Origin of the sequence: Listeria cossartiae subsp. cayugensis, from assembly GCF_014229095.1 — a bacterium.
Taxonomy (GTDB): Bacteria; Bacillota; Bacilli; order Lactobacillales; family Listeriaceae; genus Listeria; species Listeria cayugensis.
Map to the genome: position 1 here is coordinate 302,786 of NZ_JAARZC010000001.1, position 22,675 is coordinate 325,460.

Annotated in this window: 26 protein-coding genes; 10 read left to right on the forward strand and 16 right to left on the reverse strand. The window is 40.0% G+C overall.

Annotated elements, in window-relative coordinates; all coding sequences use genetic code 11:
- Positions 1-29 precede the first annotated feature (29 nt).
- The 3 genes from HCB49_RS01460 (at position 30) to HCB49_RS01470 (ending at position 2,319) form a co-directional block, all read left to right on the forward strand.
- Positions 30-326 carry an EF2685/EF0750 family sortase-dependent surface protein gene (locus HCB49_RS01460; protein WP_185603893.1) on the forward strand — a complete coding sequence of 99 codons (297 nt, stop codon included), beginning with the start codon at positions 30-32 and terminating at the stop codon, positions 324-326.
- A gap of 42 nt (positions 327-368) precedes the next feature.
- Positions 369-1,211 (forward strand): WxL domain-containing protein, encoded by an 843-nt coding sequence (locus HCB49_RS01465; protein WP_185603894.1) that lies wholly within the window; start codon positions 369-371, stop codon positions 1,209-1,211.
- A 79-nt stretch (positions 1,212-1,290) separates the two neighbouring features.
- Complete coding sequence (locus HCB49_RS01470) at positions 1,291-2,319, forward strand: WxLIP family cell surface protein (protein WP_185603895.1); 1,029 nt, start codon at positions 1,291-1,293, stop codon at positions 2,317-2,319.
- Positions 2,320-2,377: 58 nt separating this feature from the next.
- Here the strand turns inward: HCB49_RS01470 and cbpA are convergent, their stop codons facing one another.
- Positions 2,378-3,013: a cyclic di-AMP binding protein CbpA gene (cbpA, locus tag HCB49_RS01475; protein ID WP_003730209.1), complete on the reverse strand. Its 636-nt coding sequence runs from the start codon at positions 3,011-3,013 to the stop codon at positions 2,378-2,380.
- 209 nt (positions 3,014-3,222) lie between these two features.
- Between cbpA and HCB49_RS01480 the strand changes: the two genes are divergently transcribed.
- Together HCB49_RS01480 and HCB49_RS01485 are read left to right on the forward strand one after the other, a co-directional pair.
- Complete coding sequence (locus HCB49_RS01480) at positions 3,223-4,404, forward strand: iron-containing alcohol dehydrogenase (protein WP_185603896.1); 1,182 nt, start codon at positions 3,223-3,225, stop codon at positions 4,402-4,404.
- An 82-nt stretch (positions 4,405-4,486) separates the two neighbouring features.
- Positions 4,487-5,965: a peptide MFS transporter gene (locus HCB49_RS01485; RefSeq protein ID WP_185603897.1), complete on the forward strand. Its 1,479-nt coding sequence runs from the start codon at positions 4,487-4,489 to the stop codon at positions 5,963-5,965.
- Positions 5,966-6,041: 76 nt separating this feature from the next.
- Here HCB49_RS01485 and HCB49_RS01490 read toward each other — a convergent pair whose 3' ends face one another.
- Both HCB49_RS01490 and relB read right to left on the reverse strand, forming a co-directional pair.
- The gene (locus tag HCB49_RS01490) at positions 6,042-6,449 is read right to left on the reverse strand and encodes a 2'-O-methyl transferase (RefSeq protein ID WP_185504433.1); all 408 of its coding nucleotides are present in this window, start codon (positions 6,447-6,449) and stop codon (positions 6,042-6,044) included.
- 2 nt (positions 6,450-6,451) lie between these two features.
- Positions 6,452-6,655, reverse strand: a complete 204-nt coding sequence (gene relB / locus HCB49_RS01495; RefSeq protein WP_008946984.1) for a type II toxin-antitoxin system RelB family anti-toxin — start codon at positions 6,653-6,655, stop codon at positions 6,452-6,454.
- A gap of 153 nt (positions 6,656-6,808) precedes the next feature.
- Between relB and HCB49_RS01500 the strand changes: the two genes are divergently transcribed.
- Both HCB49_RS01500 and HCB49_RS01505 read left to right on the forward strand, forming a co-directional pair.
- On the forward strand, positions 6,809-7,504 hold the full coding sequence (locus tag HCB49_RS01500; protein WP_185603898.1) for a histidine phosphatase family protein: 696 nt from the start codon (positions 6,809-6,811) through the stop codon (positions 7,502-7,504).
- Between the two features lie 12 nt (positions 7,505-7,516).
- Positions 7,517-8,212: a histidine phosphatase family protein gene (locus tag HCB49_RS01505; protein WP_185480652.1), complete on the forward strand. Its 696-nt coding sequence runs from the start codon at positions 7,517-7,519 to the stop codon at positions 8,210-8,212.
- Between the two features lie 42 nt (positions 8,213-8,254).
- Here HCB49_RS01505 and HCB49_RS01510 read toward each other — a convergent pair whose 3' ends face one another.
- Entirely contained in the window at positions 8,255-9,295 is a 1,041-nt protein-coding gene (locus tag HCB49_RS01510) for a lactonase family protein (RefSeq protein WP_185603899.1), read from the reverse strand.
- 400 nt (positions 9,296-9,695) lie between these two features.
- Between HCB49_RS01510 and HCB49_RS01515 the strand changes: the two genes are divergently transcribed.
- On the forward strand, positions 9,696-10,601 hold the full coding sequence (locus tag HCB49_RS01515; RefSeq protein ID WP_185545762.1) for a magnesium transporter CorA family protein: 906 nt from the start codon (positions 9,696-9,698) through the stop codon (positions 10,599-10,601).
- A 41-nt stretch (positions 10,602-10,642) separates the two neighbouring features.
- Here HCB49_RS01515 and gdhA read toward each other — a convergent pair whose 3' ends face one another.
- From gdhA to HCB49_RS01565, 10 genes are all read right to left on the reverse strand, one after another.
- Complete coding sequence (gdhA, locus tag HCB49_RS01520; protein WP_185603900.1) at positions 10,643-12,019, reverse strand: NADP-specific glutamate dehydrogenase; 1,377 nt, start codon at positions 12,017-12,019, stop codon at positions 10,643-10,645.
- A gap of 494 nt (positions 12,020-12,513) precedes the next feature.
- Positions 12,514-12,825 carry a phosphoribosyl-ATP diphosphatase gene (hisE, locus tag HCB49_RS01525; RefSeq protein ID WP_185603901.1) on the reverse strand — a complete coding sequence of 104 codons (312 nt, stop codon included), beginning with the start codon at positions 12,823-12,825 and terminating at the stop codon, positions 12,514-12,516.
- The gene (gene hisI / locus HCB49_RS01530) at positions 12,826-13,143 is read right to left on the reverse strand and encodes a phosphoribosyl-AMP cyclohydrolase (RefSeq protein WP_185403415.1); all 318 of its coding nucleotides are present in this window, start codon (positions 13,141-13,143) and stop codon (positions 12,826-12,828) included.
- Positions 13,140-13,895: an imidazole glycerol phosphate synthase subunit HisF gene (hisF, locus tag HCB49_RS01535; protein WP_185603902.1), complete on the reverse strand. Its 756-nt coding sequence runs from the start codon at positions 13,893-13,895 to the stop codon at positions 13,140-13,142. Before hisF ends, hisI begins: the two co-directional genes overlap by 4 nt.
- Complete coding sequence (hisA, locus tag HCB49_RS01540; protein ID WP_185603903.1) at positions 13,885-14,607, reverse strand: 1-(5-phosphoribosyl)-5-[(5-phosphoribosylamino)methylideneamino]imidazole-4-carboxamide isomerase; 723 nt, start codon at positions 14,605-14,607, stop codon at positions 13,885-13,887. Before hisA ends, hisF begins: the two co-directional genes overlap by 11 nt.
- Positions 14,586-15,212, reverse strand: a complete 627-nt coding sequence (gene hisH / locus HCB49_RS01545; RefSeq protein ID WP_185603904.1) for an imidazole glycerol phosphate synthase subunit HisH — start codon at positions 15,210-15,212, stop codon at positions 14,586-14,588. Before hisH ends, hisA begins: the two co-directional genes overlap by 22 nt.
- Positions 15,213-15,797, reverse strand: a complete 585-nt coding sequence (hisB, locus tag HCB49_RS01550; protein ID WP_185603905.1) for an imidazoleglycerol-phosphate dehydratase HisB — start codon at positions 15,795-15,797, stop codon at positions 15,213-15,215.
- Complete coding sequence (hisD, locus tag HCB49_RS01555; protein ID WP_185603906.1) at positions 15,798-17,081, reverse strand: histidinol dehydrogenase; 1,284 nt, start codon at positions 17,079-17,081, stop codon at positions 15,798-15,800.
- Positions 17,078-17,719 (reverse strand): ATP phosphoribosyltransferase, encoded by a 642-nt coding sequence (hisG, locus tag HCB49_RS01560; RefSeq protein WP_185603907.1) that lies wholly within the window; start codon positions 17,717-17,719, stop codon positions 17,078-17,080. Before hisG ends, hisD begins: the two co-directional genes overlap by 4 nt.
- Positions 17,716-18,897, reverse strand: coding sequence for an ATP phosphoribosyltransferase regulatory subunit (locus HCB49_RS01565; RefSeq protein ID WP_185603908.1), 1,182 nt, complete (start codon positions 18,895-18,897; stop codon positions 17,716-17,718). Before HCB49_RS01565 ends, hisG begins: the two co-directional genes overlap by 4 nt.
- Positions 18,898-19,048: 151 nt before the next feature.
- Here HCB49_RS01565 and hisJ point away from each other — a divergent pair, with 151 nt between their 5' ends.
- Positions 19,049-19,876 (forward strand): histidinol-phosphatase HisJ, encoded by an 828-nt coding sequence (gene hisJ / locus HCB49_RS01570; protein ID WP_185603909.1) that lies wholly within the window; start codon positions 19,049-19,051, stop codon positions 19,874-19,876.
- Here the strand turns inward: hisJ and HCB49_RS01575 are convergent.
- Complete coding sequence (locus tag HCB49_RS01575; RefSeq protein WP_185390719.1) at positions 19,861-20,157, reverse strand: MGMT family protein; 297 nt, start codon at positions 20,155-20,157, stop codon at positions 19,861-19,863. The two genes, hisJ and HCB49_RS01575, sit on opposite strands and share 16 nt — an antisense overlap.
- A 77-nt stretch (positions 20,158-20,234) precedes the next feature.
- On the opposite strand from HCB49_RS01575, the gene HCB49_RS01580 reads away from it, so the two are divergent.
- Positions 20,235-21,266 (forward strand): nucleoid-associated protein, encoded by a 1,032-nt coding sequence (locus HCB49_RS01580; protein ID WP_185603910.1) that lies wholly within the window; start codon positions 20,235-20,237, stop codon positions 21,264-21,266.
- A 41-nt stretch (positions 21,267-21,307) separates the two neighbouring features.
- Here HCB49_RS01580 and HCB49_RS01585 read toward each other — a convergent pair whose 3' ends face one another.
- Entirely contained in the window at positions 21,308-22,603 is a 1,296-nt protein-coding gene (locus tag HCB49_RS01585; RefSeq protein WP_185529701.1) for an NCS2 family permease, read from the reverse strand.
- Between the last annotated feature and the right edge of the window lie 72 nt (positions 22,604-22,675).

Sequence of the window (22,675 nt, forward strand, 5' to 3'; positions counted from 1 at the left end):
GCTACATCAAACAAAAGGAGCTATCTAAATTGAAAAAAATGGGATTCATTTTAATCTGTTGTTTATTTGTGTGCGCCTCGCCGTTTTATGTAAAAGCGAATACGGATAAGGCGACAAGTAAAGCGGGAGTGATTTTCACGCATGACCCCCGAAAACCAAAAACTGGAACAGATGACAGAAGCGGCACTTTTCCGACCAAAGTTCCTCCAAAAAGACTGCCGAAAACAGGAGATACAGCTGATTTTTATCTTGTTTTAATAGGGTTTGGTTTCATTTTAATCGCGAAAAAAGGCTATTTTAAGGAGGTGAGGAAAGAAATTCGGTGAAACAGAACGACAAAAAAGGATAACAGAAAGAGGAGAATAATAATGACAAGTAGAACAGTAAAAGTAACAACAGCGAGTTTATTAGCACTAGGATTGATTGTGGCACCAGTACTTTCTGGAGATTTTGCTTCAGCAGCCACTTCTGTAACGAAAGATTCAAAAGGGATTGTAAAATTTGATAAAAGTACCACACCAGATCCAACTCCAGTAAACCCAGATCCAGTTGATCCAGACCCAGTTATTCCTGATCCGACTGATCCGCCAGTAGGTTCCGATGGACTTTGGATTTTAGCCGTATCTGATTGGGATTTTGGGACACATAACGTATCTAGCTTATCTTCTGGCGCATTAAATGTTCATGCCGCAGATGACACGATTTCCACGTATGTAGATACAAATGGTAACGGACAACAAGATTTACCAGGAGAAGTTTCTGTATCTAAAAAAGTAACGCCTTATGCGCAAATTAGCGATATTCGTGGTACAAATACAGGTTGGACACTTTCCGTGACAGGCAGCGAATTCAAAGATGCTTCTACACCAGCGAAAACAATTCCAGGCGCAGAGCTTACTATTCCGAAATCGACTGTTGGCTCGGCGACTTCCACCGCACAAGCACCAACAGGATATGATAGCGTAACGATTTCTATGACTGGCGGAGCAGCAGTTCCGGTAATGGCAGCCAAAGATAAACAAACAGCGACACCAACGAACTTTAGTGATGATGAAGGAATGGGAACATGGACGGATAGCTTTGGTTCCGCGGCAAGTTCTGCAACAGATACGTCTAAACCAAAATTGTCTATTCCACAAAATGTTGTAGTAGCTGACGGAACATACGAAAGTACATTAACTTGGACTTTAAGCGATACACCAGGAGTTTAACATTTTTCAAAAAGAGAAAACTGCATTAGTTGATGTTGTTTTCTCTTTTTAAATTGAGCCATTAGGAGGAAAAAGAGATTTGAAAAAAATATTCGCTATCATCTTTGCCTGTACAGTCGCTATTCTTTGTTTTCCAAGTCATCAGGCCGATGCAACTGAAAATAGTAGTTTTTCCGTAAAAGCAATTCTTCCTGATAATCAGGCATCTAGTGTGACCTATTTCGATTTACAAATGAAACCAAAGCAGAAACAAACAGTAAAAGTGGAAATTACCAACCATAGTAAAGAAAAAATCACTGTTAATTGCGTTGCCAACACGGCTATTACCAATGAGATGGGCTATGTGGATTACTCGATACCAAATACAAAGCCAGACAAAACGTTAAAATATCCCTTTGCGGATATAGCGAAAGAAAGTGCCTCCGAGGTTACACTTGAACCAAATGAAACCAAAACATGGACGGTTACGATTCAAATGCCCGCTGAAAACTTTGACGGCATTATTTTGGGCGGATTACATTTTAAGGAAAAGAAAGCCGAAGACAAAGAGAAAGATGCCGATAAAAACGATGTCCAGATTAAAAATGAATACGCCTACGTTATCGGTGTGAAGCTAACCGAGAAAACAACTGTCGTAAAACCAGAACTAGAATTGAATCAAATTAAACCAGCAACCCGAAATTACCGCAATGTAGTTGAAATGAATTTGCAAAATACAAAAGCGACCTTAGTTGGCGGGCTGGCCGTGGATGCCAAAATATATAAACAAGGCAGCGATAAAGTATTACATGAAGCGAAACGAACAGATTTGTCAATGGCGCCAAACTCCAATTTTAATTACAGCGTGGACTGGGAAAATCAAGAGTTAAAACCGGGCAAATATAAGTTACATTTAGTTGCCAGAAATGCCGATGATAAATGGGAGTGGACGGAAGAGTTCACTATAACTTCGGATGAAGCGAAAAAAGCCAACAAAGTAGCATTAGGACTAGAGAAAGACTACACATGGATGTATATTACAGGTGGCGTGCTATTGCTCCTGCTTATCATCACAGCAACATACTTTATTGGTAGACGAGCAGCAAAGAACAATCATGATACCAAATAAAGGTACACAAAAAAACAGCTTGAAAATGAGAAGTTACCTCATTTTCAAGCTGTTTTTATTATTTTTCGATTTTTTCAGTTTCTACGACACGAAGTCCTTTGCGTTCTAAGTGAGAAACAATTTCGTTTTTCTTCTCTTCTGTTACGCCAACTGGCAGCGAAACAAGTACGCGGCGAATGAAGTCTTCTGTTTGGTTATCTAGTGTAATCAAACTTGCGATGCTCGAATAACGATCGATAATTTTAGTGATTTTAGTTAAAGCACCTTGAACTTCACCTGTTGCAATCGTAAGTACGTAGCTAGTTGTTTTTACATTCCAGCCGTCTTGTAGCAAACCAAGTAATTTTCCGTGCGTTAAAATCCCATAAAAGTTACCTTGTTCATTTAGAACTGCGATATATGGTAGCTCTTTAATTGTAAAAAAGACTTCAAAGAAAGATGCATTGACACAAATATGTTTCGTTGCATTTTTGATTAGGCTCATTACAGGATCGCTAAGGCTTCCACCATTAGCCGCATGTTTGTAAATATGCATTTTATAAATATTACCTAAGAATTTTTCACCTTTTTCGTCTAATACAGGAACACAGCGATAACCAGATTCTTCTAGTAAATGGATAGCCTCTTGTAACGTAGCATCTCCAGGGACGGTTGTTAAATTTATTTTAGGGATACAAAGGTTTTTTATCAACATGTTCTTCACTCCATTCTTCTTCCCTTTCATTTTAACGTAAAGTAGGACTTTTGTATAGAAAATCACTGTAATCTGGTGCGATAATTCGGAAAAAATGCGATTATTTACTTATATAAATGGAAACTTTTGGCATAAGGTTTAAATTTTCTAGAAAAAGTGTATTATTAACTATGCTATGTAAATTTGTAAACAGAAAGAAGGACGTTTAAATGCAAAAAGAAATGTTGAATTTTGATTATTATAATCCTACTCATATTATTTTTGGTAAAAATCGTTTAGAAGAATTAAATCAAGTGATCCCGCAAGATAAAAAGGTATTGATTTTATATGGCGGCGGAAGTGTGAAAAGATTCGGCACACTTGATAAAGTAAAAGAAGTTCTTAAATCACGAGAAGTTGGCGAATTTGGTGGTATTGAAGCCAACCCTACATACGAAACATTAATCAAAGCAATCAAATTAGTAAAAGAAGAAAACTATGACTTTTTACTTGCGGTTGGTGGCGGCTCTGTTATTGATGGTACAAAATTTGTCGCAGCTGGCGCGTTATTTGACGGCGAACCAATGGATATTTTTGGTAGCGGCATCGGCGAAAAACGTCCGATTACAAAGGCACTTCCTTTTGGAACAGTACTAACACTTCCTGCAACTGGTTCTGAAATGAATAGTGGTGGTGTAATCACTTTTGTGGAGAAGAAAGCGAAACTTGGCTTTGGTAGTGCTTATACTTATCCCGTTTTCTCCTTGCTTGATCCAGAACTTACATACACACTGCCAAAACGTCAACTAGCAAACGGCATTATGGATGCATATGTGCATGTAATGGAACAATATATGACTTATCCTGTCGGCGCGTTACTACAAGATCGTTATGCCGAAAGTCTACTACAAACATTAATCGAAATTGGCCCAGCTGTCATTGAAGAAGATAATCATGATTACAATACACGTGCTACGTTTATGTGGTCCGCAACTAATGCACTTAATGGGACGTTATCAAGAGGTGTTCCGCAAGACTGGGCGAGCCACAGTTTAGGTCACGAAATTACTGCTCTTTATGGAATTGATCATGCGCGCACTTTAGCCATTGTTCTTCCATCGCTTTTAAATGTTCGCCGCAATGAAAAGCATGATAAATTAGTGCAATATGCGGAACGAGTATGGGGAATTACGAGTGGTAATGATGAAGAAAAAATAGATGCAGCGATTTTGAAAACACGTGAGTTCTTTGAAAGCTTAGGCGCTGGAACTAGATTTAGTGATTACGGACTTGGCGAAGAAGTGGTAGACCTTCTTGTTGATCAACTGGAACGTCACGGCTTAACGAATATTTCAGAGCGTGGCGATCAAACTTTAGAAGTGTCTCGTCAAATTTATACAAATGCTTTATAATGGATAACGAAACTTTTGCGTAAATCATAGAGAAGAAATTTGCTAACTTGAATAAAAATCAAAAGAAAGAAGGCGAATTTTCTTGAGTACCAAGAAGGAAAAAACATTTTTCGGGCACCCGCGTGGCCTGGCAACATTATTTAATACCGAATTTTGGGAGCGATTCTCCTATTACGGAATGCGCGCGTTATTACTTTATTATATGTATACTGCGGTATCAGATGGTGGACTTGGATTTAGCCAATCAACAGCAACGGCGATTATGTCTATCTATGGTTCACTAGTATTTATGTCGGGCGTCATTGGTGGCTGGTTTGCTGACCGTGTCTTGGGGGCGCGTCAAACCATCTTTTACGGTGGCGTACTGATTATGGTTGGTCATATTGTCTTAGCTATTCCAAGTGGTGGAGCAGCGGCACTATTTGGATCGATGGCGTTTATTATTCTGGGAACTGGTCTACTTAAACCGAACGTTTCTAATGTCGTTGGGGATTTGTATCCAGCGGGAGATAATCGTCGCGATGCTGGTTTTAGTATCTTTTATATGGGGATTAACTTAGGTGCATTTATTGCTCCGCCAATCGTTTCGGCTGTTTCTGATAACGCTGGAAGTTACCATGCTGGTTTTGGCGTGGCGGCAGTTGGTATGGCAATTGCACTCGTTGTTTATGTTCTAACAGGAAAACGTTACTTAAAAGACGCTGGCAAAAAAGCGCCGAATCCGCTTCAAAGATCAGAAGCAAAAAGTCTGACATTCAAAATAATTGGCATTGTTTTAGGGATAGGATTATTAATTGCAGTTTTAACTTGGATTACAGGCAGCTTAACAATTGATACGATTATTCTTGCTGTAACGGTGATGGGCGTAGGGGTTCCACTCTTTTACTTTATTATGATGATGACTAGCAAGAAAACAGAAGCGGACGAAAAATCACGTTTGACTGCATACATACCGTTATTTTTAGTCGCAGTATTATTTTGGATGATTGAAGAACAAGGCTCGTCAACATTGGCACTTTTCGCGGCAGAACGAACGGATTTATCTATTTGGGGTATAAACTTAAATCCGGCCAATTTCCAGTCGCTTAACCCAGTGTTTGTCATTACCCTTTCACCAATTTTTGCATGGATTTGGACGAAGTTAGGGGACAGACAACCATCTACACCACGCAAATTTGCGCTCGGATTATTCTTCGCAGGTTTATCATTCGTTGTTATGATGCTTCCAGGTATTTTGCATGGAAATACGACAACACTTGTAAGCCCGCTTTGGTTAGTGCTAAGTTTCTTCATCTGTATTTTTGGGGAAATGTTTATCTCACCAGTAGGTCTATCTGCAACAACCAAACTAGCACCAAAAGCATTTGCATCCCAAACAATGAGCTTATGGTTCTTGTCAGATGCAATGGGCCAATCATTCAACGCCCAATTAACACAATACTTTAATGCTGATACAGAAATTGCTTACTTCGGAATCACAGGCTTCGTAGCAATAGCCTTTGCAATAGCATTATTCATTATCGCGCCATTCTTGAAAAAGTATATGAAGGGTGTTCATTAAAAGAAATTAAAAACACTTTCTCGATTTTGGAGGAAGTGTTTTTTGAGGTTAAGTTTCCTTTTTGATTAGGGAGATTTCAGAGCTTTCTTCTTATAACTTCAATTGCCACCAGGTATACAATACTAATGATAAGGAATATGGTTGCAATGTTACTTAAGGATAGTTGTTTCACGTCGATAATGCTTGCAAATCCAAGTATAATTGGAATAAACACCCCCAAGGAAATGACGAAATAATAAGAAAATATATTTCTGTTTTTTAGATATCTTTCATCTTTTTCCACTTTATCCTCTTCAAATTGTTTCTTGATAGTATTTTTACTCCCGAAAACAGTTAGGCTCACCACAATAACTCCAATTAGCATAAATTCTAAAAAATTGGTAGTTTCAAATGGCTTTTCGCCCTTGATTATGGCTAGTATTGAAACCACATATATCATGAGCAACAGGGTAATAATAATTCTATTTATAGTATATTTTTTCATTGTCATTCTCCCTCTAAGTTAAAGATTTCTTCAACCGATAAATGAAAGTATTTGGCTATCTTCAAGCTCAGTTCTAGACTAGGATTATATTTACCTTTTTCAATCGCGTGTATTGTTTGTCGAGAAACTTCTAACGCTTTAGCTAATTCATTTTGAGCGATATCTCGTTCTTCTCTTAAATTTTTAAGCTTATTTGTCACGATCATTAAATCACCACCAAATAAAGATATCTTTACTTAGATTATATAATAAAATTTACAAAAGTAAAGATATCTTTACTTTAAAATAAATTAGTTTGCCATTAACTCCTAAGATTGCTACTATTAAAGGGAGAAGTGATTATTTAAAGGAGTGTATACATGGAATCAGCAAGTAGGGTAGTTATTTATTTAACGCGACATGGAAAGACGATTTTAAACACACTTGATCGGGTGCAGGGCTGGGCTGACTCGCCTTTAACCGAAGAAGGGGCACTTGTTGCGCATGAGTTAGGTCGGGGCTTGAAGGGGACTAATTTTGTAGCCGCTTACGCAAGTGACCGAGGACGCGCGATTGAAACTGCTCGAATTGTCATGAACGAAAGTGACAACCAACATTTAAAACTGGAAAAATTGGCTGAGATGCGGGAATTTGGTTTCGGTAAATTTGAAGGGGAATATAACCAAGCAGTATTAAAAATGGTTGCAAAGGCGCACGGTTTTGACTCGATTGAAAGCTATTATGAGCAAAATGCTGAAAAAAATGCTAACATCGTGATTGATACGGTGCACAAAATGGACGAAACTGGTATGACGGAAAACTCGGCTATTTTTGAAGAAAGATTAACTGCTGGGCTTGATGCAATTCTTACAGATGCACAAAATCGTGGTGGTGGAGAAGTCTTAGTCGTTGCGCATGGAATGGTTATTCATCGCATTATTAAAATGATTGATCCGAGTAAAAATATAAGCATTATTGAAAACGCCAGCGTGACTAAAGTTATTTTTGAAAATGGGGCTTATTCGATTGAAGAACCAGGGAATATGTCGTATGTAGAAGCTGGTAAAAAAGCATAAGGGGGAGTTTAAATGACAGCAGGAAAACTGAATGTGTACTTAGTTAGGCACGGCAAGACGATGTTTAATACATCTCGTCGCGTGCAAGGGTGGTCAGATACACCATTAACAAATGAAGGAATCGAAGTGGCGGAATTTTTAGGACGTGGACTTCGCGGGACTCCATTTGATGCAGTTTATACGAGTGACCGTGGTCGGACAATTGAAACGGCTGGAATTGTGTTACGCGAAAGCAAACAAGCACATTTAGAAATCAATGAATTACGTGATTTTCGTGAGTTTGGCTTTGGTAAATTTGAAGGTGAGTATGAAGATATTATGTTTGGCCAAGTAATGGAATATTTAGGCTTTAAGTCAGTAGAAGAAGCTTTTGAAAAATTCGGCGATGATGGATACCAAATCATATCTGAAACGGTGGAAAAAATTGATGAAACTGGCATGTCGGAATCTTGGGATACGATGGTTGGCAGATTGAAAAATGCGCTAGAAACAGTTAGTGCGGAAAACAAATCGGATAATGCTAATGTGTTAGTTGTTTCGCATGGAATGGCAATCAATACGATTATTTCTTTCTTTGACAAGTCATTAATTAACCCAGAACTAGCCAATGCAAGCGTTACAAGACTTGGCTTTGAAAATGGGGAATGGACCATTGAGGCTGTGAATGATTTAAGTTACATTGAAGCAGGAAAAACAGTTTTAGTATAAAAAAATCCAGAATGGTTTAAACGCCATTCTGGATTTTTATTATTATTTTACGAATTTAATGCAAACTGGTTCTGGAACTTTTACATCTTTTTGAAGTAAAGTAAGAGCGCCAGTTTCTTTATTAACACCAAAAACAGTTACGTTATTGCTGTTTTCGTTTGTTGCAACTAAGATTTCGCCAGTAAAGTCAAGGTCGAAGTCACGTGGACCAACGCCTTCCACTGGAGTTGTAGCTGCAAGTGTTAATGTACCGTTTTCGGCAACTGCATAACTAACGATAGCATCTTGGCCGCGATTAGAAACGTATAGGAAACGACCATCTGGAGAAATATGGATTGCGCTACCTTTATTTTCTTTGTCAAAACCTTCTGGAAGAGATGCGATTGTTTGGATCACGTTTAACGCGCCAGTAGCTTTGTCATATTCAGCGAAAACAACTTCGGAAGTTAATTCCGTCATGATATATACATATTTAGCATTTGGATGGAAAACAAGGTTACGAGGGCCGCTTCCAGGTTTTACATCTAATTCCGTTACTTTTTCAAGTTTGCCAGCAGTAGCGGAGTAAGTAGTTACTTTGTCCGTTCCAAGGTCACATGTGATAACGTATTTTTGGTCTGGAGTGAAACCAGCAAAGTGCGCATGTGGTTTTTCTTGGCGTTCGTGAACACTTTTACCAGTGTGTTGAATTGTGGAAACAGAAGGCTTTAATGCACCGTTTTCTGTTGGGTAGCTTACGATTGTACCTAAGTGATAGTTAGCGGAAACGACGATGGAACCATCATGGGATGCATCAACGTAACATGGCGGGTTACCAGCTTGAACCTCTTGGCCGATGAAAGAAAGTGAGCCATCTTCTTCAATAGAAAAAGCAGCAACGCCACCTTTATCGCCATCTTTTGCTACAGAATAAACGAATTTTTCGTCATCTGAAATTTTAAGATATGTTGGATTGTCCATTTTTCCAGCTAATTTATTTTCTTTAATTTCGCCAGTTGTTTTGTCGATTACTAGGCGATAGATACCTTGGCTTTCGACTTTGGTATATGTACCAATATAAGCAGTTGCTTCATTTTTTGACATGCCAATTCCTCCTATAAATAAGATATTTCCTAGTTAATTATAGCATAGTAAAGAAAAGATGGAAAAATATCACGTTTATTGCATTAATATTACACTTTATTATTAATACACTTTATTAGCATTATATGAAATATTTCTGTAACAAAAGTATTGACTTAGACATAAAAGTAATGTAAGATATAATTATCCCATAGAGATTGTCATTTGAAATAAGCTAATTTAAAATAAATTACTTCCCCCATAGAAATATTGATAATTGCTTATTTCAAATAAACACTCCTTTTAAGATAGTTGTAGCACAGAATTTCCCAGATTCTGTGCTATAATTATGTAGATTTAGAGATGCTCAGGTATTGAGGCTCTCTTTTTTTATGACATCAAGGAAAGTAGGTAGAAGTAAATGTCTATTCAGACTGTTTTTGGAAATGGGAAATATAATTGGATTAATATTGATACGGATAATACAGAGAATTTAGCGGATTTTTATGAAAAGTATCAAATTGATAATGAGGTAATTGCTTATTCAATTGATAGAAATGAACGAGCCCATTTTGAGTATGACCAAAAGACGAACACATTTGTGGTTGTATTTAATGTACCGGATCAAAGAAAACTTGATAATCATTATGAAACAATTCCGATGGTTTTTATTATAAAAGATGAACAATTAATTACGATTACGAACAATGATAATCAGTATATTACGCGGAAAATGAAGCAATATTTAGCGGATTCAGACGCAGTCACTATTTTTCAGTTTTTATTTAGTAGTTTGTATTTTGTTATGGATGCTTTTTTTCCGTATGTGGAAGAAATGGATATGGAGAGAAGATTGATTAATGACAAATTGAAAATTAAAACGACGAAGAAAAATTTGTTGTTATTGTCGGATTTGGAAACGGGAATTGTTTATTTTGTTTCGGCGTCTAAGCAAAATGCGGCGTTGCTGGAACAAATGAAATCGCATATGATTTACCGGGAACTAAATGAAGTGGAAAAAGAGCAGTTTGAAGATGCTTTAATTGAAGCAAAGCAGCTTGTGGAGATGACGGGATTAAGTTCAGAAATCTTACAGCAATTGTCAGGTACGTATAATAATATTTTGAATAATAATCTGAATGATACGATGAAAATTTTGACGGCTTTATCTATTTTATTGACGGTTCCGACGATTATTACGGGATTTTTTGGAATGAATATGCCGCTTCCGTTAGAACATAATGTTTTTGGTTGGCTGATAACGATTTTGATTAGTATTGTTCTGTGGTTTGGACTTTCTTTTATTTTACGGAAGTTAATGAGATAACAAAAAGCCCTTCTTTCAAAAGAGAGAAGGGCTTTTTTGAATTAAATGATACCGTGAGAAATCATTGTGTCTGCAACTTTTAGGAAGCCTGCGATATTGGAGCCGATAACTAGGTTACCTGGAGCACCGTATTCGCTTGCTGCATTACTTGAATTTTTATAAATATCTTTCATGATGTTTTGTAAATGTTCGTCGACTGTTTGGAACGACCAGCTCATGCGTGTGCCGTTTTGAGCCATTTCAAGGGCTGATACTGCAACACCGCCAGCGTTTGCCGCTTTCGCTGGGCCAAAAAGTACTTTGTTTTCGTGGTAAATGTCAACTGCTTCAAGTGTAGAGGGCATGTTTGCGCCTTCTGCAACAGCGATAACACCATTTTTTACAAGCGCGCGGGCTTGATCGGCGTTGATTTCATTTTGAGTTGCACATGGTAGCGCGATGTCACATGGAACGGACCATACGTCGCCGCCTGCATAATATTCAGCAGAAGGGTGGATGGTTGTATATTCGCTAATACGTTTGCGTTCTACTTCTTTTAATTGTTTTACTGTTTCTACTTTGATACCTTCTTTGTCATAAACAAAACCAGCAGAGTCGCTACAGGCAACAACTTTAGCACCTAATTCGTGTGCTTTTTCGATAGCATAAATCGCAACGTTACCTGAACCAGAAACGACGATTTTTTTGCCGCGAATGGTTTCGCCAGCTGCTTCTAACATTTCAACAGTGAAGTAAACAAGACCGTAACCTGTTGCTTCTGTACGAGCTAAACTACCGCCGTAAGTAAGGCCTTTACCAGTAATTGTACCAGCATCATAAGCGCCGCGAAGACGTTTGTATTGGCCAAATAAGTAGCCAATTTCGCGTCCGCCAACGCCGATATCACCAGCTGGAACATCTGTATCAGGACCGATATGTTTTTGTAATTCTGTCATAAAGCTTTGGCAGAAACGCATTACTTCTGCATCTGTTTTTCCTTTTGGATCAAAGTCAGATCCACCTTTACCGCCACCGATTGGCAAGCCAGTTAAAGAGTTTTTGAAAATTTGTTCAAAGCCTAAAAATTTGACGATGCTTCCAGTAACGGAAGGATGGAAACGAAGACCACCTTTATATGGACCAATTGCGCTATTAAATTGGACCCGGTAACCGCGATTTACATGTACTTTGCCAGAATCATCCACCCATGGAACTCGGAAACTGATAAGGCGTTCTGGTTCTGTTAACTGTTCTAAAATACCATTTGCTTCGTATTTAGGTTCTTTTGCAAGGGCTGGGATAACAGAGTTTAAGAATTCTTCAACTGCTTGGTGGAATTCCGTTTCGCCAGGATTCCGTTGTTTAATTGTTTCAAACACTCGAGCTGCATATTCTTCGGCTGCCTTTGTGTCGTTTTGGATAGTGGACGTTTGTGCCATACTATAATCGCTCCTTGTTTAAATATTTTGACTATAAGGAAAAGTAGAAAACCTAGTGCAAATACATGTGATGTTATAAAGGGAAAAAATATTGGCTTATCTGCGCCAAGTAGGTCAACTTTTCTTACCTATGTTGTTAGTTTACACATTGTTGAGAATATTTTCAAGCATAAAAACCAATTTTTCTGAAATTTTTTAAAATGTAGTTAATGAGAACGTTTGCTTATATTTCGAGTTGGAAATTATCAGGCAAAGCACGAAAAAAATAACCGCACCAGGGGGATGCGGTTAAGGGAGTATTAGGGAGTAATAATGTTAAAGCGAGCCAAGGGATAAGACTAATTCGGATACTAGAATTATTGCTCTAACATTACTTGCTTTCTTTTGGGAAAAATAAAAGCTCTCCACGTAAACAAGTATATAAAAGAAAGTTTAAAAAATCATGCGCTTTTTCTTACAATAATAATCTCTAAGGTTACGAAAATGTCATGTTTTTATAAATCGCTAATTTCTTTGCGGTCACGAGTTGTGCTGAGTTTTCCTTCGCGCTTTTGGAGCTCGGCTTGGATAGCTGATAATGGAATGTTTTTTTCGGCTAAGAGCACGAGCACATGATAGGTTAAATCTGAAACTTCGGCGATTAATTCCTGGTTATCATTTTTAGCAGCGATGACGACTTCGGTAGCTTCTTCCCCAACTTTTTTGAGGATTTTATCGAGTCCTTTTTCGAATAGGTAGTTGGTGTAGGAGCCTTCTTTTGGCTGTTCTTTGCGCAGTTTAATTTCTTCATATAGGTCATTTAGCATTTAAAAGTCCTCCTTTATGAGATTGAAAAAGCAGCTTTTTTTGCCGGTGTGGCAGGCTGGGCCGATTTGGGTGACGCGGATGAGCAGGGTGTCATTATCGCAATCGGTCCAGATTTGTTTTACTTTTTGGGTGTGGCCGCTTGTTGCGCCTTTGTTCCAAAGTTCATTTCTAGAGCGCGAAAAGAACCACGTGTAGCCAGTTTCGAGTGTTTTTTGATAACTTTCTTCATTCATATAGGCGAGCATGAGCACTTCGCCATTTTGGTCGTCTAGGATAATGGTTGGGACAAGTCCTTTGGAAAAATCGACGGAAATCATGGGCGGATGTTCACTCCTTTTTCGAGTAAAGTGGTTTTGACGTTTTTGATGCTCAGTTCGCCGTAATGGAAAATGCTGGCTGCGAGAGCGGCGGTTGCGTTTGTTTGTTTGAACACTTCAACCATGTGGGAAGCATTACCACATCCACCTGAAGCGATGACGGGAACGGAAACGGCTTCAGCAATTGCTTTTGTGAGTGGGATATCGTAGCCGTTTTTGGTACCGTCGCCGTCCATGCTGGTTAAGAGTATTTCACCGGCGCCAAGTTGAACAGCATTTTTGGCCCATTCAATGGCATCAAGTCCGGTATCGTTTCGGCCACCGCGCGTGAAGACGCTCCAATTTGTACCTGTCCATTTGGCGTCAATGGCGACGACGATACATTGATTGCCAAATTTTGCGGCGCCTTCTTGGATGAGTTCGGGTCGTTTTATCGCAGCGGAATTGAGGGAAATCTTATCGGCGCCAGCTTGGAGCAGCTCTTTCATATCAGCGACGCTACTTATGCCGCCGCCAACTGTGAGCGGGATGAAAACTTGCTCGGCGGTTCTTTCGACGACATTTATCATTGTTTGGCGCAGTTCGATAGTTGCGGTGATATCAAGGAAAACGAGCTCATCGGCGCCAGCTTCGTTATATGCTTTGGCAATTTCAACGGGATCGCCAACATCGGTGAGGGAAACAAAATTAACCCCTTTGACGACGCGACCAGCTGTGACATCTAGGCAGGGGATGATTCGTTTAGTAAGCATGTTGCTCCACCTCGACAACATCCGACATTGAAATATTACCATTATAAAGGGCTTTTCCAGCAATTGCTCCGTATAATCCAAGTTTGGCAAGAGCTTCTAAATCAGCGCGGCTACTCACGCCACCTGATGCAACTAAATTAATGCTGACATGTTTTTGCAATGCAGCCATTTGTTCTAAATTAGGTCCTGTTAGCGTGCCATCACGGCTAATATCGGTGTAAATGATGGTTTCGACATCCATTTCTTCCATTCGTTTGGCTAAATCTAAATAGCTAACTTGGCTGACATCGAGCCATCCGCTTGTTGCGACAAAGCCATTTTTGGCGTCGATTCCGGCAGCTATTTTTGAACCGTATTTTTGGACGGCAGCCCGGAGGAAATCTGGATTTGTTAGTGCGGCTGAACCGATGATAACTCGGTTGATGCCGGATTCGAGATAATAATCTACTTGTGCCATGCTACGAATTCCACCGCCAACTTGGACGGGGATTTTGGCAGCTGTTTGCATTTTTTTGATGATTTCGAGGTTGACTGGACGTCCTTCCAGTGCGCCGTCTAGGTCAACAATGTGCAAATAGGTGGCGCCGTTTGAGGCAAAGGCTTTTGCTTGAGCAATTGGGTCTTCATTCACGACGGTTTGTTTGGAAAAGTCACCTTGGAAAAGCCGGACGCATTGTCCGTTTTTTAAGTCTATTGCTGGGAAGATTTGCATGATTCGATGACCTCCTTAAACCCTTTTAAAATTTCTAGTCCGATTTGGCCGCTTTTTTCTGGGTGGAACTGGGCGCCGTAGATATTGCCGTTATTTATCATGCCGGGAACTTCGACGGAATAGCCGCTTGTTGCGATAATATACTCCGCTGGACAGTTGGCGTAATAGGAATGGACATAGTAAACGTATTCGCCAGCAATTTGGTTCGTGAGTGGAGTTGTGCGCTTGATTTCTAGTTGATTCCAGCCCATGTGCGGAACGGCAAATTCGGGCTTGTCAGGCAGTTTTTCGACATGACCGGGAATGAGGCCGAGTCCTTTTGTGAAAATATGCTCGCTGCTCGATTCAAGCAAAAGCTGCATACCAAGACAAACACCGAGAATTGGTTTACCAGTGGCTGCGATTTCTTTTAGCGTCCCATCAAGTCTGCGCCGAGTGAGTTCTTGCATCGCTTCTGGGTAGGCGCCAACTCCGGGTAAAATAACGCCGTCTGCTTGTTTGATATCTGCTTGATTACTAGAAATTTTGTTTTCTAGTCCAATAAAATCCAGTGCTTTGCTGATACTCTTCGTATTTCCTGTGTCGTAGTCAATAATAACAATCATTTACAGAACCCCTTTAGTCGAATTTACGCCTTGGATTTCAGGGTTAATCGTGATTGCTTCGCGGAGAGCACGACCAAATGCTTTAAAAAGTGCTTCGATTTTATGGTGGGTATTTTTGCCGTAAAGAACGCGCAAGTGGAGGTTCATTTCACTGTTGAAGGCGACTGCTTGGAAAAATTCTTCTACTAATTCTGTGTCAAAATCGCCTAGTTTTGGGTTCGTTAGTTCGGCGTCAAATACAAGATAGGAACGACCGCTTAAATCAAGTGCACAAAATCCAAGTGATTCGTCCATTGGTACATAAGCAGAGCCGTAACGGTTAATGCCAGCTTTATCGCCGAGCGCTTCTTTTAGACAATGCCCGAGTGTAATGCCGATGTCTTCAACCGTATGATGCGCATCGATGTATGTATCGCCAATTGCATTTACATTTAAAGTGATGCGGCTATGTTTAGCGAACAAGGTGAGCATATGATCTAGAAATCCGACTCCAGTGGAAATAGTGGATTCTGTTTGGGCATCCAGATTAATGGAAAGCTCAATGGAAGTTTCAGCGGTAACTCTTTTTTTTGTTGCAGTTCTCATTTAATTTTCCTCCTCAAAACGGATTTGAATGGCTTTGGCGTGGGCATAAAGACCTTCTTTATTAGCAAGGAGGATGATGGCGTCTTTTTCTTTAGCAAGTGCTTCTTTTGTATAAGAAATAAAAGCGGAACGTTTCGTGAAATCTTCTACGCCAAGTGGGGAGAAGAATTTGGCGGTGCCGCTTGTTGGAAGAACATGGTTTGGTCCAGCAAAATAATCGCCAAGTGGTTCAGAGGCATAGCTTCCTAGGAAAATGGAGCCAGCGTTTTTAATGTGATGCAAATAATTCATTGGATTTTCTAGTTGGACTTCTAGATGCTCTGGAGCGATTTCGTTCATGATATCAAACATTTCTTTTGTGTTGGTTACGATAATAATTTTGCCTTGCGTCTCAATGGATTCTTTGGCGATGGCTTTTCGCGGTAGCTTTTCGAGTTGTTTCACAATTTCAGTTTTGGTGAGTTGGGCGGTTTTTTCGCTTGTGGTGATTAAAATAGCACGGGCTAATGTATCGTGCTCTGCTTGGGAGAGTAAGTCAGCAGCGATGAAAGCAGGATTTGCGGTTTCATCTGCGAGCACAACGATTTCAGAAGGACCAGCAATCATATCGATATCAACTAAGCCGAAAACTTCTCGTTTAGCGGTTGCGACATAGACATTTCCCGGGCCGACGATTTTGTCTACTTTCGGAATGGATTCGGTTCCGTAAGCTAGGGCCGCGATGCCGTGCGCACCACCAACTTGGTAAATTTCGTCCACGCCAGCAAGTTGTGCAGCTGCTAAAACGTGAGGATTGATGCCATTTTCGCCAGGGGGTGTAATCATCACAATACGTTTAACACCAGCTATTTTAGCAGGTAGGACATTCATTAAAACGGATGATGGATAAGCTGCCGTGCCGCCGGGAACGTATACGCCAACGGTTTCTAACGGGCGAATCAATTGACCGCGAATGACGCCATCTTTTTCACTATCAAGGAAAGCGTGTTGTTTTTGTTTGTTGTGAAAACTTTCAATATTTCCTTTTGCTTGGCGAAGGGCATCTAGGAAGGCGGGGTCGACTTTGGCTGTGGCTGCTTGGATGTCGGCATTTGGGACGCGAAGTTCGGTTAGTTTCACACCGTCGAACTGGGAAGTATAGTCGAGTAAGGCTTGGTCGCCAGCTGTTTTTACTTTTTCGATAATTGCTTTTACAGCAGTTTCGACTTGGTGGGAGGTTGTCGTTGTGGTATTTGCTTTGAGTTCGTTTAATATGGCTGCTGTTGTTCCGGTTACAATTTTCATTGGGTACGCTCCTCCTTTATCGCTTGTTCTAATTGATCGATTAAATGGAAAATTTGCGTTTTATTTTGTTTTAAGGAAGCTTTGTTGACAATCAGGCGGGCTGAGATGGGATACATTTTTTCGTAAATAAGTAAGCCGTTTTCTTTTAAAGTGGAGCCGGTTTCGACGATATCAATGATGGCGTCAGCGAGACCGAGTACAGGGGCAATTTCGACGGAGCCTTCGATTTTGATAATTTCCACGTCTTCGCCTTTTTCACGGAAAAATTTGGAAGCTACTGCCGGATATTTGGTGGCGATGATTTTTCGACGATAGCTGCTCGGGTCAAATTCGGGCGTGGAAGCAAGACAGAACTGGCATTTGCCGATTTCAAGATCGAGCATTTCGTAATGTGATTTCGAGGCTTCCATCAGCACGTCTTTCCCAACGATACCGATATCCGCGACCCCGTGTTTCACGTAAGTCATGACATCAACCGCTTTTACTAAAATAAACGAAATCGGCTGGGTGCTGCTATGGAAAATCAATTTGCGCTTTTTTTCAGTCATCGAAGAACAATCAATCCCTGCTTTTTCCAAAAGGACAACGGCATCTTTCTCCAATCTACCTTTCGTTAAGGCAATTTTTAAAGCTTTCATTGTTCCGCCTCCTTTTGAAAAATGGTTTGGCTTCCTTGGCTGGAAACGTGAACGACAGTAGGGATGTGCCATTTTTGCGCAAAAGAGATAGCGTTTGTAGGTGCTTCAAAAAAGCTTAGTTCGCTATTTGGTGTTTCTTGCATGAGTTTTTCGGCTTGTTGGAGTGCGTCTAGGTCGTAGTGGATTAAAAGTGTTGTTGGAGGTTGTTTCTTGATGATGCCAGCGCGGTTTTGGAGTGTTGTGAGGGAGTCGAGGTTGAGGGCCAAACCAACTGCTGGAGAGGGGGAGCTTGTGAATTGTTCTAGTAAGTGATCGTAACGACCGCCACTTAAAAAATTATCGGCAGCAAGGTCGGCATATCCTCTAAAAATAATACCTGTATAATAATGAAAATCTTGCACGAGTCCTAAGTCGACACTAATATCGGCAGCGTAAGAAACAGCCTCTACAATAGTTTCCATTTCGGTCAGTGCGGTTAAAATTCCTTTATCTGTAGTTAAGTTTTTCGCTTGTTGTAAAATCGCTGTCGCTGGGCCAAATAATCGTGGTAATGCGAGAATGAAATCGTCCAGCGTGCTTGGATTATCAGCAACAAACTGTTGAATGCCAGTGAGGCTTTTATTTTGAATCAGGAGGCGGAAATCAATTTCGGCTGTTTCGCGAAGGTTTAAAAGATGAATAACGCGCCTATAAATTGCGGCATGGCCAAGTTCAATTTGAAAATTCGGAATTTCTAGTGTATTTAAAACGCCAATGCCACTTAAAATACATTCAATCTCCGCTTTGATGGAAGGATACCCAATGATTTCAATTCCGGCTTGGATTTGTTCGTTTTGTTCGCCACCAAAATCCTCATTTGCTCGAAAGATTTTTCCACTGTAAGAAAGTTTGAGCGGGAGCGTGACACCAGTTGTACTAACAACTCGACCGATTGGCAAGGTCATATCTGGCCGAAGAACCGTCAAGCGTCCTTTTTCATCAAAGAAACGGTATAACTTGGCGTCGGCTTGATGTTCAGATGAAAAGACATCTTCAAATTCGATAACAGGTGTTTCAATTCGCTTAAATCCACGTTTTTCAAAATAATGATTCACTTGTTGCTCAATTTTGTAGGCGGCTCGTGCTTCGCGAAAAAGTTTATCGCGTGTTCCGGTCGGCAAGTTCTTATTTAAGTTCATCTGGATAGCTCCTTTACGATATTTTAGTTTATTAGCATATTAGCACGTTAAAGTATTTTTGTAAATAATGAATAGAAAAATAGTGGCTTATGGTATAATTAGTGTACCATTTAGCACGCTGAGGGAAAAGAATTTTGAAAGAGGGTTGAATATGAAAAGAGACGGGCATACGCATACAGAATTTTGTCCACATGGTACACATGATGATGTGGAGGAAATGATTTTAAAAGCGATTGAACTGGATTTTGATGAGTATTCTATCGTTGAGCACGCGCCGCTTTCGAGTGACTTTATGAAAAATATTGCTGGGGACGAGGAAGCAGTAACGACGGCGAGCATGGCAATGAGTGATTTACCTTATTATTTTAAGAAAATGAATCAGATGAAGAAAAAATATGCGAGTGATTTGTTAATACATATCGGGTTTGAAGTGGATTATTTGATTGGCTATGAGGATTTCACGCGCGATTTTTTGAATGAATATGGGCCAGAAATGGATGATGGCGTGTTGTCGCTGCATTTTTTAGAGGGGCACGGCGGTTTTCGTTCAATTGATTTTTCTGCAGAAGATTATAATGAAGGAATTGTGCAATTTTATGGTGGGTTTGAACAGGCACAACTCACTTATTTAGAAGGTGTGAAGCGTTCGATTGAAGCAGATTTGGGTTCATTTAAGCCTCGGAGAATTGGACATATTTCATTGTGTCAGAAGTTTCAGCAGTTTTTTGGAGCAAATGGGCACGATTTTTCTGAGGAAGTAATCGCAGAATTTCAGGAAGTACTTGCTTTAGTGAAGAAGCGGGATTATGAGCTTGATTTTAATACGGCGGGCCTATTTAAGCCACTTTGCGGGGAAACCTATCCGCCAAAAGAAATTGTGACGTTAGCTAGAGAGTTACAGATTCCATTGGTGTATGGATCGGACTCGCATGGCGTTCAAGATATTGGGCGCGGATATAGTACTTATTGCCAAAAGTGAGCTTTCATTTTGACATGTCCGTTCTCTTTAAACGTCACTCCTTCAAGTAAAAGCAGTTCGCGTTGTTCTTCCCAACCTGGGACAAGCCGACCAGCTGCATTTACGACACGATGACACGGCGTAATTTGGTCACGCTTCGAATGTTTTAGCGTAGCACCAACGAGTCTAGCGTTCTTAGGAAAGCCAATCATATAAGCGATTTGGCCATAAGTCGTCACTTTACCACGCGGGATTTGGCGCACGACCGTATACACGCGATCTTCAAAATCAGCGGGAATCATTACGTAACCTCCATTTGTTCATAATAAATTTAGTATACAGGAAATATCTATTTTATAAAAGTTAGGATGATACAAGAATGCCAGATTTTTCTTACGCAAAAATTACAAAGCTCGTAGTCCACTTTGCTGGAAATAAAGCGAGAGAAGAAGGAACCGAAGTCTCAACGAATGTGCTTGCGGATATCGGCTCAGAAATGAACCAAACATTATCTTCTATTTTCTTAGAACCATTTACGAAAGATGAATATTACCAATTTAGCCACGAAACCGATTTGGATTTTAATGAAGTACGAACTTTTGCTGCGAATATGTTTATAGCGGAAGAAGAGTTTCTGGATGAATCGAAGAAAATTTTAGAGCATTTATATAGCGAAACGACCCACCCGAATATTAAAAGTGGCGACGTCTGGATTTTCTTTATTGAAGGTTGCGTCGTTGATGGTGATTTCACGAACGGCATTGGAATTTTTAAAGTCGAAAACAAAGAAGTTTTTCTGAAAAATGATTTTAACGGTAGAGAATTCCAAATTGGCTATGATAAAGGGATTACTGGGACAGATTTGGATAAAGGTTGTTTGATTTTTAATGTGGATCATGACACGGGGAATAAAGTGTTGATTTTAGACCGGCTTAACCGTGGTGACTCTGTTTATTGGAAAGACAAGTTTTTAAGTATTGATAAAATTACGGATGAGAAGTTTTATACGGAAGGTTTTGTGGAGGTTTGCACAGATTATATTAAGCAACGTGAGGAGTCGCTGCTAGATAAATCTAATTTTGTGAAAGCGACGACCGAATATTTGGCAGGGGAAGAGACGTTGAATATTGCTGAATTTGCGCGTACGACAATTGAAAAACCGGAAGAAATTACCGAATTTAACACAATGGTCGATACGTTCGAACGCGAAAATAATGTCCGTTTTCCAGAAACGTTCCAATTAGATGAAGAAAAACGCGAAAAATTATCGAAAAAAATTCGCAAAACGATTAAACTTGGCAAAAATATTTCGGTTGTCGTGAAGGATTTAGAACAGCTCGAAGAAACCGATTTTGTGCAAGGATATGACGAGGAAAAAGGCAAAAACTACATGATAGTATATTACGATTAAAAGAAAAACCGAGGATGCGGAATCCCCGGTTTTTTTGCTGCCTAAACGACAAACATAAAGTACAGTATAAACAGCACCATCATCACATACATAATTGGATGAACTTCTTTATAACGACCTTTAAGTACCATTGTGATTGGGTAGAAAATGAAGCCAATCGCGATACCTGTTGCAATAGAGAAAGTAAGAACCATCATTAAAATAACGAAAAAGGACGGAACGGCTACTTCGAATTTTGTCCAATCAATATGAGCCACATTTCCAATCATTAAAATCCCAACGATAACAAGCGCTGGTGTCGTAACCGCACTTGTAATTACACCAAGAAGCGGCGAGAAGAATAGTGACAGCGAGAAACAGATGGCGATAACAACGGCAGTTAAACCAGTCCGACCACCAACCGCAACCCCGGCAGTAGATTCTACATAAGAAGTAGTTGTCGATGTCCCGAAAATCGCACCAAAAACAGTTGCAATCGAGTCAGAGAAAAGCGAACGACCGGCACGCGGGATTTTATCATCTTTTATAAAGCCGGCTTGTGTCGCAACAGCAACAAGCGTCCCAGCGGTATCAAAGAAATCAATGAAGAAAAATGTCAAAATAACAATCAACATTTGCGGTGTGAAAATATCCGGCAAATGGATAATAGCTTGACCAAAAGTTGGCGCAATACTTGGTACAGATGACACAACTTGTGTAGGCACGTCAATTAAACCAAATAACATTCCAGCAATAGCAGTCGTTGCCATCCCGAAGAAAATCGCGCCTTTCCAACCAATTGTCATGTAAGCCACGGTAATAACAATTCCGAAAACAGCTAGTAAAACTGGACCTGAATGCAAGTCACCAAGTGCTAGAATAGTAGATTCATTTGGCACGATAATGCCAGCATTTTTTAATCCTAAAAAGGCGATGAAAAAGCCAATTCCGGCTCCAACAGCAAATTTTAGTTCAGTTGGAATCGCATTTACAATTTTTTCCCGAATTCCAGAAAGTGTTAAACAGATGAACACTAAACCTGAAACAAGTACGCCAGCTAGCGCGGTTTGCCAAGGAATTCCCCACTGCGCACAAACCGTATAAGCAAAGAACGCATTTAATCCCATCCCCGGAGCAAGTCCGATTGGGTAATTAGCAATAAGTCCCATTGCAAGCGATCCAACAACAGAAGCAAGAATCGTTGCCACGAAAACTGCTTTTAATTCCATTCCGGTTGTTGCAAGCATGGATGGATTGACGAAAAGTACATAAGCCATCGACAAGAAAGTCGTAAGCCCCGCGAGTATTTCTGTCCGAACAGTCGTTTTGTTCTCGCGTAGTTTGAAAAATTTATCCATTAAAAAAAGCCTCCCTATTTATGTTGTCGCACATAACGGAAAGAGCCTAGGTAAAAAAGGGAATAATAAATA